Below are 12,602 nucleotides of genomic sequence, written 5' to 3'. Positions count from 1 at the left end.
ACGAAGAGATGAGAGATGATGATGTCAAAGTTTAACTTGTATATGTCAATAGTGAATTTTGCTTCGCAAGTGAATCGTCAATCATCAGTGAAAGGATAACAACCTTGAACTTTAATCATCAAACTTTGAACGTTATCACGCTCCTACTCTAATACTCTCAAACCCTAGAACCCTAAAACTTACCCCCATGAATCCAAAAGTTGATTTTTTCTTCGATAAAGCCACACAGTGGAAAGAAGAATTTGAAGCATTAAGAACCATTGCCCTAAGTACCGAATTGGTAGAGGATTTAAAATGGGGCTGCCCGTGTTATACCTATGAAGGTAAAAATATATTTTTAATTCACGGATTTAAAGAATATTGCGCCCTACTCTTTTTTAAAGGTGCTTTGATGAAAGATCCCGACCAGATTCTTATTCAGCAGTCTGAAAATGTACAGGCAGCAAGACAGATCCGTTTTACAGAAGTGCAACAGATCCACGATCTTAAAAAGGAACTTCGGGCGTATATGTTTGAAGCGGTTGAGATTGAAGAATCCGGAGTGAAGGTTGAAATGAAGACAACCAAAGATTTTGAAATGGTTGAAGAATTTCAAAACAGACTCGATCAGGATGCTGTATTAAAAGAAGCTTTTGAATCCTTAACACCAGGCCGGCAAAGAGCTTACCTACTCCACTTTTCCTCCGCAAAACAATCCAAAACCAGGGAAGCAAGAATCGAAAAATGCATTCCTCAGATCCTTGAAGGAAAAGGCCTTAACGACTAATCACAAAAACAATTACTATGGAAACATCAAACAAATCAGAAAAAAGAAAAAGAATCATTTATTGGATCTTTACGCTCTGGATGGCATTAGGCATGGTCTCTACCGCCATTGTTCAGCTTATGAAAAATAAGGATGAGCTTGCTAATTTTACCAATCTGGGCTATCCGGCTTATCTTATGACCATCATCGGAGTATGGAAACTATTGGGCGTTATTGCTATTCTTATCCCGAAACAATTACTATTAAAAGAATGGGCTTATGCAGGGTTTTTCTTCGTGATGTCTGGAGCTGTAATCTCACACCTTATTGTGGGAGATACCGCCGGAAGAACCTTTCCTGCTGTATTGCTTTTTGTATTGGTTATTATTTCATGGTATTTCAGACCTGCCAACAGAAAAATCTCGCTCAACAACTAACACACAATTAAAAATTTTATGCCGATAATTACATTGATTTTGTTGGAATATCGCTAAGACGCTAAGAATTAAAACCTAATGCTGTTTTTAAGGCGCAAGAAAATCTAAGATTTTCAGCAAATATGACATGAAAGTATGCAGCATTCAATTTTATCGGAGATAAAATTCTTGCCCCTTAAAAATACTTCCAGCCTCAAAAGCCTCTTGCCCCTTTGCGATTGCCAACAACATCCATCAATTAATTCAAAAGAACAAACAAACAAAATTTAACATGAAAAAGAAATCCTTAACTCCCGAACAAAGCGAAGCCCTTTTAAAAGTACTGAAAGCCCGTTTTGAAAAAAATATGCCCCGCCACAAAGACCTGAAATGGGAAAAGATTCAATCCAAATTAGAATCTAACCTTGAAAAACTATGGTCTTTAAACGAAATGGAAGAAACAGAAGGTGAACCTGATGTCGTGGATTATAACCAAAAAACAGATGAATATATCTTCTTCGATTGTTCGCCTGAAAGTCCGAAACGCAGAAGCCTTTGCTATGATTATCCTGCCTGGGAATCAAGAAAAGCCAACAAACCGGAAAGCAACGCCATTGATAAAGCTTCAGAAATGGGCATTGATATTTTAACCGAAGAACAATACCGCCACCTTCAGGAATTAGGAAAATTTGATCAGAAAACTTCCAGCTGGGTACAAACTCCTGCTTCAATCCGGGAACTCGGAGGCGCTGTTTTCTGCGACAGACGCTACAATACTGTATTCTATTATCATAACGGTGCAGATTCTTATTATGCTGCGAGAGGGTTTAGGGGGAGTTTGAGGGTTTGAGGGTCTGAGGGTTTGAAAGTATTAGAGTAAAAATGAAAAATCTTTGATTTTTCAAAACTTAAGTGAACTTCTAATACGCAAAACTTTTTAACTTAAAATAATTAAAGCCTTCCAAAACTGTTGCAGCTTTTGTGGTTAAATAAAAAAGGTTCTGTTTATTTTAGTAAACAAAACCTTTTTCTTTAAAGCATATATTGATAATGATTATTCTGCTTTATTCTTCAGCATCATCAGAAGACTGTAAGCTCCTTTCTGTACAATCTTTTTATCTTTCAAAAATCTGCTTTTACAATTTCTGTAAACTGATCGTCTGAAATTCCGGTTACCACAGGGATCATCTTATAATTTGATTTTCCCCGTTGGCGCGAGCATCTTGCTCGTGCTCATCAAATATTTTTATAAATTTACATCTATTTCCAAGATCTCCTGATAATCATCACAATAATTTCTAGCACTACTATACTTCCACTCCCATCGTTCCATAACAAAACCACTTTCAACGGGATTTTGAGGAATATATTTCATGATATATATATTTTCTGCTCATAGTATAAAATTAAAGAATTGAAGTAAATAACAAAGCTAACTCATAAATTTAGCTTTGTTTATTGTTATTTCCATTTAGGACAGGAGCTAGAAGCTCGGGCCAGCGAGGGGAAAAATACAACTCATTGAACAGTTGGAAGAGAACGAAAAAAATCTGTATTCTCAATTATTGACGGACTTGTTACAAAACAAAGATTAAAACAAACACTTTCTAATACGCTTGCTGTTTAAAACAGAAACCCCTCGCAATTTGCGAGGGGTTTGTTTATTTATCTGCTCAAAGTCGGGAGACTTTGCGCAGCGGGGTTTCTTCTTCTAAATTTCATGAGAAAAAAGAAAAGAGCCGGAAATTAGGAAGTTGACACTAACATAAAATCTTCTATTTCCCAATAATTATCATGCAATCTTAGTTTAAATATACCATTTCTACCGTAATAATCTTTTTTTATACGATGGTCAACAAAAACTAATGCTATTTTTTTAGAAGGATCAAATACAATCTCTGAAAAATAGACAACACCTATCTCACATTCATTTGTATGTTTATCATACTCTGCCAGATCTAGGACTTTTGCCGTACACAAATTAAATTGATTTGCTTTTATAGAACTTCGTGTACTTAATTTTTTAATAATATCTGTATTACTGGAAAATTCTTTTAAAAGCTCCTTCCTACTTTTTATGTCATTTATATGAGCTTCGGGATGACCTGTAATAAAGTTTTTACTACTTGTAGCAAAATATGTATTTTTACTTTTAGTAGAATCTATATACAAATTGCAAAATTTTTCAGGATGATTAAAAATTTCGTTGTGCGCTTTTGTCTTCTCTTCGATATATAAATCATCATCGTGAACTCTTAAACTATCAAAATATCTTTTTTCACCTAAATAATCTTCTCTAAAAAAATAAGGTATCAACTGATCTGTTAAATCATTATATAGTTTTACATTAGTATCGGTTGATTGACTTACACATTTTTTCATTTCCTCCTTACAATTCGTAAGTAATAAAGAGGATAATAAAATTATAAATATTTTACTCTTAAAATTCATACTATTTGGAAATTTTAGATTAATAACATCCTCTTTCAGGAATTCCCCGCTAGCGCGAGCATCTTGCTCGTGCTCGTCAAACATTCTTTTATAAATTTACATCTATTTCTATTATCTCCTGATAATCATTACAATAATTTACAGGCTACTCTTAATAACAATATCAAAATACTCCATTCTCGTAAAAACATCAATCCAGAATACCGTAGCAAAACTTATAAAGTATGCTCCCTCTTTTTCATGAAATTTATATTTTCTGCTCATAGTATAAAATTAAAGAATTGGAGTAAATAACAAAGCTAACTCATAAAGTTAGCTTTGTTTATTGTTATTTCATTTAGGACACGAGCTAGAAGCTCGCGCCAGCGAGGGATAAAATAAAAGCTTTTAAATAATAAAAACCACTGCAATTTGCAGTGGTTTTACTTTTTATCTGTGTCCAGGTGTGACGCTCGAACCAGCGAGGGTTTTATACCCTATAATCTTAAATCTAGATGTAAAAAAATCATATTTTACATTTACTTCAATACATTCTTTATTATTACTAATATATATATTCTTTTCTTGAAAAATAAAGAAGAAATCATTTCTTACTCTGATATTACTCCTTTCTATATTCATCTTTAATAATTCCATTTGAAAGTTTTGCCCTATATTTTCAATTCCTTTTCTATAAAAATTATGATTTGATCTATATTCAAGATTCCTTATATCATCTAACCGAATTTTTAAAAAAGTATCATAAAGCTTATTCTCTATATATATTTAATAAAAAAGAGGAACTTAAAATAACTAATAAAAATATTATCCCTTTTCTTTTCATACTATTTTTTATAATTAAATTATGGCATAATTACATTATTTTTTTCAGTAATTTTTATTTTTTCAGTAGAATGCATATTAAATGACCTTGCCCCCCGCTGGCGCGAGCATCTTGCTCGTGCTCATCAAGCATTCTTTTATAAATTTACATCTATTTCTAATATCTCCTGATAATCATCACAATAATTTCTAGCACTACTATACCTCCACTCCCAAGGATCAATAACAAAACCATTTTCAACAGGATTTTGATGGATATAATTGAGCTTCTGTTCAAATACTTTTAAAGACCAAACTTCTATTGGTTTATTATTCTGTTACCAAAATTGGTATTTTTTGACGTTTGAATTTCTTTTGCCTGCTTTCTCAAACATCCAAAGTAACCACTCTTTTCTACTTTCCTGAGAATTCTCTTCAATTGCCTTTAACAACACTCTTGCTGTAAATCCTTTAAAATCTCTTATCAATTCTGATGGTTCTCCTTTCTCCGATTGAAAAAGCAAATGAACATGACTTGACACGATGCAATATCCAAAAATAGACATCCCTTTATTCTTTCTACAATAATCTAATGCATTAATAACAATATCAAAATACTCCATTCTCGTAAAAACATCAATCCAGAATACCGTAGCAAAAATTATAAAATAAGCTCCTTCTTTTTCATGAAATTTATATTTTCTACTCATATTCTAAAATTAAGAGAATTGAGTTAAAAAACAAAGCTAACTTTTATGAGCTAGCTTTGTTTTTTATTATCTGCTTAAAGTTATAAGCTTTTTGCAATTGGTTTCATTCTGAGCACGAGCAAGATGCTCGCGCTAGCGAGGGGAACCAGCAGTACTAAGCCAATCTTTTTAAATATTCAAATCCCACTAAATCACCATTATATCCAGTATTTAAAAGATCATCCTTAACAATTCGAAGAAGGTTATCCCATTCATTGATAAACTTATTTTTATTTATTACAACAATATTCGAAACTTTTTCTAATTCTTCAACTGTAGTATTTTCATAGCCATAAGAAGCAATATCTACCCATTTTGCCTCAACCTTAAGAAAATCACCTTCAATAGTAAAACTCCATACTGCAGTCAAACCAGTATCTAAAAAATTTACAGAAAAATCATACTCCTCTTCAAGTTCTTCTAACATTATGATTACATCATTATAGATTTGTGAAAAACTAACTCCATCCATTGGTATTTTAAATCCATTCCAATTTATGAAAATCATAAAATCATAATCATGAGTATATATTGTGTTTAATGCCTCACTAACACTGGAATCAGTAACACTTAAATTATCTAAAGAGGCTTTTCCTTTCGTTCTTATCTCAAACATTTTTATAATTATTTTGCTGTTTTAGAATCTATTGGTTAACCATGAAATGTTCCATCCCCCGCTAGCGCGAGCATCTTGCTCGTGCTAATCAAATATTTTTATAAATTTACATCTATTTCCAAGATCTCCTGATAATCATCGCAATAATTTCTAGCACTACTATACTTCCATTCCCATGGTTCCATAACAAAACCACTTTCAACGGGATTTTGATGGATATAATTAAGCTTCTGTTCAAATACTTTTAAAGACCAAACTTCTATTGGTTTATTATTCTGTTGCCAAAATTGATATTTTTTGACGTTTGAATTTCTTTTGCCTGCTTTCTCAAACATCCAAAGTAACCACTCTTTTCTACTTTCCTGAGAATTCTCTTCAATTGCCTTTAACAACACTCTTACTGTAAATCCTTTAAAATCTCTTATCAATTCTGATGGTTCTCCTTTCTCCGATCGAAAAAGCAAATGAACATGACTTAGCATGATGCAATATCCAAAAATAGACATCCCTTTATTCTTTATACAATAATCTAATGCATTAATGACAATATCAAAATAATTCATTCTGGTAAAAACATCAATCCAGAATACCGTAGCAAAACTTATAAAATAAGCTGCTTCTTTTTCATGAAATTTATATTTTCTACTTATATTCTAAAATTAAGAGAATTGAGTAAAAAAACAAAGCTAACTTTTATGAGCTAGCTTTGTTTATTGTTATTTACATTTAGGACACGAGCTAGAAGCTCGCGCCAGCGAGGGGTTTCAATACTGCACAAAGTTTTTCTAAAAAGTTTCAGGAACGATATAAAATACCTCCGACTCATTTTCTTAAAAACCTTAATCAGAAAAATAAAGCTAGCTAAAGGATGGTAAAAATAAAGCGCATTAAATCAATTTATATCAATTATACTTAGAGTGAAGCTCACCGCTAAATATTCTTATTCTCTTAAACCATTCTTAATGGTTCTTAAGCTCAAAAAATAAAAAAGGTCTCATTTACCTTAGTAAACAAAACCTTTTCCTTTAAAAGTTATTGGTTATAAACGGATTATTCAGCTTTATTCTTCAACATCATCAGAAGGCTGTAAGCTCCCTTTTGCACAATCTTTTTATCCTTTAAAAAGTCTCCTTTTACGATTTCTGTAAACTGATCGTCTGAAATTCCTGTTACCACAGGGACCATCTTATAATTTGATTTTCCCAGATCTTCAAAAACATAATTTTTGTTTTCAAAAGAAACCACAGCATCATTAGGCAGTCCCTGAGTAGAGCGGTTACTGATATTGACTTCAGCATTGATATACATTCCTTTTACAAATTCAGAATTAACGGATGATAATTGGGCTACAGCTGTTGCAGAACCTCCGGTTTCAATGCTTGGAACTACACTTACAATTTTAGCATTAGATTTCGAATCAGGATTTTGATTGGTATATACCAGGATTTCCTGCCCGACTTTTATATCATTAACATCGTTTTCAAAAACCTTCAATTCTAAAAGGAGTCCGGCTGGATTAATCAATTCAAATAAAGTATCTGCAGGGTTGATATACTGTCCGTTATTCACCAGAATTTTGCTCACAAAACCACTGAATGGTGCATAAATATTAATTCTGCTTCTTATATTTCCTGTATTTAACCCTTTAGCATTAATCCCGATAATTCGAAGTTTTTCTTCAAGACCTCTTAACGTGGCATTCAACGTTGAATAGTCTGCCTGTGCCGTTTGCAGGGTTTTATCACTGCTTGCTTTGCTGGTGTTAAGATCTTTCTGACGGTTAAAATTCAATCTTGCAGCGTCCAGCTGTGCTTTGGTTACCAGGTAATCCTGCTGAAGCTGTATAAATTGCGGATCTTCTACCACTGCCAGCACCTGACCTTTGCTGAAATGACTTCCATTAATGATATTGATGGATTTGATATGTCCGCCCATAATGCTTGAAACTGAGCTGATATGAGAGGGTGCAATCTCCGCTTTCCCATTCAGTAGTACCAGTTTCTCCATATTTCTGTCCTGAACAGTTGTAGTGGTGATTCCTACAGACTGAATCTGCTGTTGGGTAAGATGAACGGTATTCTCTGTTCCTTTTGCAAATTTTGTGTTCTCATAAACTGTTTTTTCCTCTTCTTTCTTTCCTGAACATGATGATAAAGCGAACGTTAAAGCCAGACTGTATATTGATATTATTTTAAATTGCATGACGCTGTTATTTTGAAATTAAGAAATTAAGTTCTGCTCCGATCTGATTCAGTCTTTCCAGGCTGTCGATGTAATCTGCTTTGGTCTTTACGGCCTGATTCACCAGGATTACCCAGTTCAGATAGTCGATTTCTCCTACATCCATCTGTTTTTGAGCTGTTTTTAAGATGGTTTCAGATTTTGGAAGCTGTTTTTGCTCATAATTTTCAATGATTCTCTGTTGATTCATATAGTTTTTCAACTGTTGCCCCAATCTGTTTTTAAGCTCAATTTCTTTTCTTTGATATTGATTTTCAGAGATCGCAATTTTTGCTTCGGCTGCTTTAGCTAATGCTCTTTGACCTTTAGTAAACAGAGGAATACCTACTCCCACCTGTACAGAATTGAAGCGATTGTTGTTAATATTTTTCATACTCTGGTTAGTGTAACCGATCAGAAGTTCAGGAAGCAATCTGCTCTTCTCAAGCTGTACTTCAGCCTCTCCTACTTTGATCTGCTGCTGCAGGTATTGAAGTTCAGGATGTTGCTTTAGCATTTCCTCTGAAGCCTGAAGCCCCACATTCATAGTAAGCTTATCTGCTACAGGCTGGTAAGGAACTTCGGATTGGAGCAGTACCTGCAGCTGGAGTTTGGCAATATTCAGATCATTTTCCAGGGAATTCAGCTGTACGTTCATCTGTTCTTTTTGAATTTCAGCAGTAGATTCCTCCAAAATGTTGGCTTCTCCTTTTTGTAATCTCAACCTTGCCTTATCTGCAAAGCTGGTGTACAACTGGCCGATGTATTCCAACACTTTTTTCTTTTCCCGGAGCACTAGAATTCTGTAAAAAACATCTGTAACTTCTTTTGTCAGCTGTTTTTTTGTAAGATTCTGATTAATAACACTCGCCGTCCATTCTGCATCCAGCATCTGCTTTCTTTTTGAATACACTGTTGGAAAGCTGAACCTTTGCGAAATTCCGAATGAATTGTCAGTTTCTTCTCCTTGTATCTGTCCGAATGCTCCGGTAACTTCCAATTGGGGAATATCCAGATAGCTTGCTTTTAATTTTTCCTGATAATCAGAGATTAATTTTGAACTTTTCAGTGTTCCGTTTTGCTGATACGCTTTTTCCAAAGCCTGTTCAAAAGTGATGTTTTCCTGAGCCTGAAGACTTCCAAAAGAAACCAATAGTAAGAAAACAGACCGTTTTTTATAGTTTATTTTTTTAGAAAATTTCATTTTATCTTTATTAATATGTTCAAATAAGACATAGAGAATGGGAAGCACAAATAAGGTTAAAAGGGTTGCCAGCATCAACCCGCCTATCACTACTGTTGCCAAAGGTCTCTGCACTTCAGCCCCGGCTCCATTGCTTATGGCCATGGGAAGGAACCCTAATGAAGCTACAAAAGCGGTCATCAGAACAGGACGTAACCTGATTTTCGTTCCCATCAAAACAATCCTGCTGGTATTCGTTATTCCGTTCTTTTTTAGTCGGTTAAACTCTGATATCAAAACAATTCCGTTAAGTACGGCAACCCCAAACAAGGCAATAAATCCAACCCCTGCACTGATACTGAAAGGCATCCCTCTTAAAGCAAGGAAATAGATTCCTCCAATGGCAGATAGCGGAATGGCTGTATAAATTAATAAACTGTGTTTTACAGAGCCGAAAGCAAAGAATAACAGTAAGAAAATCATCACTAAAGAAATAGGAACAGCAATACCTAATCTTGCCTTAGCTTCATTCAGGTTTTCAAAAGTTCCTCCATAAGCAATGGTATACCCTGGTGAGAATTTCAATTTTTGTCCAACTTTTTGCTGAAGCTCTTCTACAATACTCTGAACATCCCTATCTCTTGCATTAAACCCAATAATGATTCTTCTTTTGGTATCTTCTCTCTGAATCTGGTTCGGACTTTCCTTCAGTTCTACTTTCGCCAGCTGAGATAATGGAATCTGTTCTCCTGAAGGCGTCGGAACCAAAAGATTCTGAATGCTGGTGATGTCTTTTTATAATCGTTATCCATACGCACAACAATATCAAACTTCTTTTCTCCTTCATATAACGCTCCGGCAGTTTGTCCTGCGAAAGCCATATTGATGACCCTGTTAATTTCTGCAACAGAAATATTGTACCTTGATAATTCCGAACGGTTGTAATCTATAACGACTTGTGGAGCCCCTTCAACAGGTTCTATGTAAAGATCCTGAGCCCCTTTAACCGTATTGATGATACTGCCCAACTTTTTAGCATACGTAGTAAGACTGTCAAGATCTTCCCCATAAATTTTACAGACTATATCCTGTCTTGCCCCTGTCATAAGCTCATTAAAACGCATTTGTACAGGGAACTGAAAACTCGTTGTTAATCCTGGAATGACGCTTAATGCTTTGCTCATTTTTTCTGAAAGTTCAGGGAATGATGAGGCAGAAGTCCATTCCTTTTTAGGTTTCAAAACAATAATCATATCGCCTGCATCCATCGGCATTGGTTCTGTGGGGATCTCAGCACTTCCGATCTTGACAACGATTTTCTGTACTTCCGGAAACTGTTTCAAAAGAATACCAGAGGCCTGAGTGGTTACCTTTTTGGTTTCATTGATATTACTTCCCTGAAGAATTCTCATCTCCACCGCAAAGTCCCCTTCTTCCAGGGAGGGTATAAATTCCCCACCCATTCTGGAAAGGGTGAAAACAGCACCAGCAAAAAGGATAAGAACACTCAGAATGATCGTTTTTCTATACTTTAAAGCTTTCATCAGAAACTTTTGATGGCCGGATTCCACTTTAGCCATTACCCTGTCTGAAATATTCTCTTTTTCCTTTTTCTTTCTGCTTAATACCCATGAACTCATCATAGGAATATAAGTAAGGGAAAGGATAAATGCACCAATGAGCGCAAAAGCAACCGTTTGAGCCATCGGTTTGAACATTTTCCCTTCAATTCCCTGTAAAGTAAAGATCGGAAGATATACAATAAGAATAATGATCTGTCCAAAAACAGCACTGTTGACCATTTTGGCAGCAGAATTGGAAACCTGATCATCCATTTCCTTTTTGCTCAGCATATTATCCCTGCCAAAATGTTTTTTATGAGCCAGCTGATGCAGAACAGCCTCTACAATAATAACTGCACCATCTACAATAAGACCAAAGTCTAACGCTCCAAGGCTCATCAGGTTTCCCCCGACCCCGAAAATATTCATCATGATAATAGCAAACAGCATGGCTAAAGGAATTACAGAAGCCACCAATAATCCGGCTCTGAAGTTCCCAAGGAAGACCACAAGAATGAAGACCACAATCAAAGCGCCTTCCATCAGGTTTGTTTTTACAGTACTGATGGTATTATTTACCATTTTAGCCCGGTCAAGGAAAGGTTCAATCACAACACCTTCCGGTAAAGATTCCTGGATTTTTTCAAGTCTTTGTTTAATATTGGTAATGACCTGATTGGCATTTTCTCCTTTAAGCATTAAAACAATCGCTCCGGAAACTTCTCCCGTGTCATTGTAGGTCATAGCTCCATACCTGGTAGCATATCCGATCTTTACAGAAGCTACGTCTTTGATATGAACCGGAATACCTTCTTTAGTTTCTGCTACCTGGGTGTTCCCTATATCTTCCGTAGTTCCCAGAAGCCCTTCACTTCGAATAAAAAGAACAGTTTCTTTCTTTTCAATATAAGCTCCGCCGGTATTCTGGTTATTCTTTTCCAAAGCGGTAAAAACATCATTAATATTGATATTGAAAGCCTGAAGTTTATTAGGATTAATAGCAATTTCATACTGTTTCAGCTTTCCACCGAAGCTGCTGACATCGGCTACTCCTTTGGTCCCCAATAGCTGCCTTCTGACCACCCAATCCTGGATAGTTCTTAGCTCCGTTTCATCATACACGTTTTCATAGCCTTTCTTAGCCCTTACCACATACTGGAAAATTTCGCCCAAACCTGTAGAAATAGGACCCAGTTCAGGTTTTCCAATTCCTGCAGGGATATTCTCCTGAACAAGCTGTAAACGTTCCTGAACCTGCTGACGGGCCCAATATACATCTGTTTTATCATCGAAAACAACAGTTACTAATGATAATCCAAACCTGGAGAGGCTTCGAAGCTCAGTGATACCACTGATGTTGCTGGTGGCCTGCTCGATAGGAAATGTGACAAGACGCTCGATATCCGCTGCTCCATATGAAGGGGCTGTAGTGATAATCTGTACCTGGTTATTGGTAATATCAGGCTGCGCATCAATAGGAAGTCGGGTTGTTTCATATACTCCAAAAAGAACCAAACCTATGGTGAACAGAGCAATGATGAGTTTATTCTTTACAGAAAACTCAATAATTTTGTTTAACATGAAAAATGATTAATTAGATACTCTGTACTGTTTTATAAACTGCTTGCCTTAGAGCTTTGAACCACAAATCGTAGATTCCAGGAAGTCATAAAAACTTTTAAATACTTATTTAAGTTTAAAATAAGGCCGTAAGAATTTTATAAATCTAAAAGTATTATGAAACTAAAAACACGTCGTTTAATAACTCAAACGTTTAAAATACAAACTGAAAATAATACGATACAGAATTGATTAATAAACAATAACAATATATTACTTCAAGTAAAACTTAAAGCAAT

7 protein-coding genes and 3 pseudogenes are annotated in these 12,602 nt (G+C 35.1%); 3 read left to right on the top strand and 7 right to left on the bottom strand.

From position 1 onward, the window contains the following. The first annotated feature begins 187 nt into the window (after window positions 1-187). The 3 genes from H5J24_RS09580 (at window position 188) to H5J24_RS09570 (ending at window position 2,011) form a co-directional block, all read left to right on the top strand. The gene (locus H5J24_RS09580) at window positions 188-766 is read left to right on the top strand and encodes a YdeI/OmpD-associated family protein (RefSeq protein ID WP_068943374.1); all 579 of its coding nucleotides are present in this window, start codon (window positions 188-190) and stop codon (window positions 764-766) included. A 17-nt stretch (window positions 767-783) separates the two neighbouring features. Continuing rightward, a complete protein-coding gene (locus H5J24_RS09575) occupies window positions 784-1,182 on the top strand; it encodes a DoxX family protein (RefSeq protein ID WP_068943375.1) in 399 nt (132 codons plus the stop codon). A gap of 271 nt (window positions 1,183-1,453) precedes the next feature. Continuing rightward, window positions 1,454-2,011 (top strand): DUF4256 domain-containing protein, encoded by a 558-nt coding sequence (locus tag H5J24_RS09570; protein WP_068943376.1) that lies wholly within the window; start codon window positions 1,454-1,456, stop codon window positions 2,009-2,011. Between the two features lie 896 nt (window positions 2,012-2,907). Here H5J24_RS09570 and H5J24_RS09565 read toward each other — a convergent pair. From H5J24_RS09565 to H5J24_RS09535, 7 genes and pseudogenes are all read right to left on the bottom strand, one after another. Then, window positions 2,908-3,696, bottom strand: coding sequence for a hypothetical protein (locus tag H5J24_RS09565; RefSeq protein ID WP_068943377.1), 789 nt, complete (start codon window positions 3,694-3,696; stop codon window positions 2,908-2,910). Window positions 3,697-3,759: 63 nt separating this feature from the next. Next, a pseudogene (locus tag H5J24_RS09560) lies at window positions 3,760-3,876 on the bottom strand (transposase); the annotation flags it as partial. A gap of 695 nt (window positions 3,877-4,571) precedes the next feature. Then, a pseudogene (locus H5J24_RS09555) lies at window positions 4,572-5,123 on the bottom strand (transposase). 154 nt (window positions 5,124-5,277) lie between these two features. Then, window positions 5,278-5,778: a hypothetical protein gene (locus tag H5J24_RS09550; protein ID WP_068943379.1), complete on the bottom strand. Its 501-nt coding sequence runs from the start codon at window positions 5,776-5,778 to the stop codon at window positions 5,278-5,280. A gap of 98 nt (window positions 5,779-5,876) precedes the next feature. Then, complete coding sequence (locus H5J24_RS09545; protein WP_068943380.1) at window positions 5,877-6,428, bottom strand: REP-associated tyrosine transposase; 552 nt, start codon at window positions 6,426-6,428, stop codon at window positions 5,877-5,879. 400 nt (window positions 6,429-6,828) lie between these two features. After that, entirely contained in the window at window positions 6,829-7,980 is a 1,152-nt protein-coding gene (locus H5J24_RS09540; protein WP_068943381.1) for an efflux RND transporter periplasmic adaptor subunit, read from the bottom strand. A gap of 7 nt (window positions 7,981-7,987) precedes the next feature. Next, window positions 7,988-12,324: pseudogene (locus H5J24_RS09535) on the bottom strand (CusA/CzcA family heavy metal efflux RND transporter). Window positions 12,325-12,602: the final 278 nt, after the last annotated feature.

The organism is Chryseobacterium capnotolerans (assembly GCF_021278965.1).
GTDB lineage: Bacteria > Bacteroidota > Bacteroidia > Flavobacteriales > Weeksellaceae > Chryseobacterium > Chryseobacterium capnotolerans.
The sequence above is the reverse complement of the archived record's forward strand: the minus strand, read 5'-3'. Positions and strand labels throughout refer to the sequence as shown.

What these genes read in the sequence shown, in the direction of transcription:
- H5J24_RS09580 (WP_068943374.1), top strand. Translation starts at nt 188, where the DNA reads ATGAATCCAAAAGTTGATTTTTTCTTCGATAAAGCCACACAGTGGAAA.
- H5J24_RS09575 (WP_068943375.1), top strand. Translation starts at nt 784, where the DNA reads ATGGAAACATCAAACAAATCAGAAAAAAGAAAAAGAATCATTTATTGG.
- H5J24_RS09570 (WP_068943376.1), top strand. Translation starts at nt 1,454, where the DNA reads ATGAAAAAGAAATCCTTAACTCCCGAACAAAGCGAAGCCCTTTTAAAA.
- H5J24_RS09565 (WP_068943377.1), bottom strand. Translation starts at nt 3,696, where the DNA reads ATGTTTGACGAGCACGAGCAAGATGCTCGCGCTAGCGGGGAATTCCTG.
- H5J24_RS09550 (WP_068943379.1), bottom strand. Translation starts at nt 5,778, where the DNA reads ATGTTTGAGATAAGAACGAAAGGAAAAGCCTCTTTAGATAATTTAAGT.
- H5J24_RS09540 (WP_068943381.1), bottom strand. Translation starts at nt 7,980, where the DNA reads ATGCAATTTAAAATAATATCAATATACAGTCTGGCTTTAACGTTCGCT.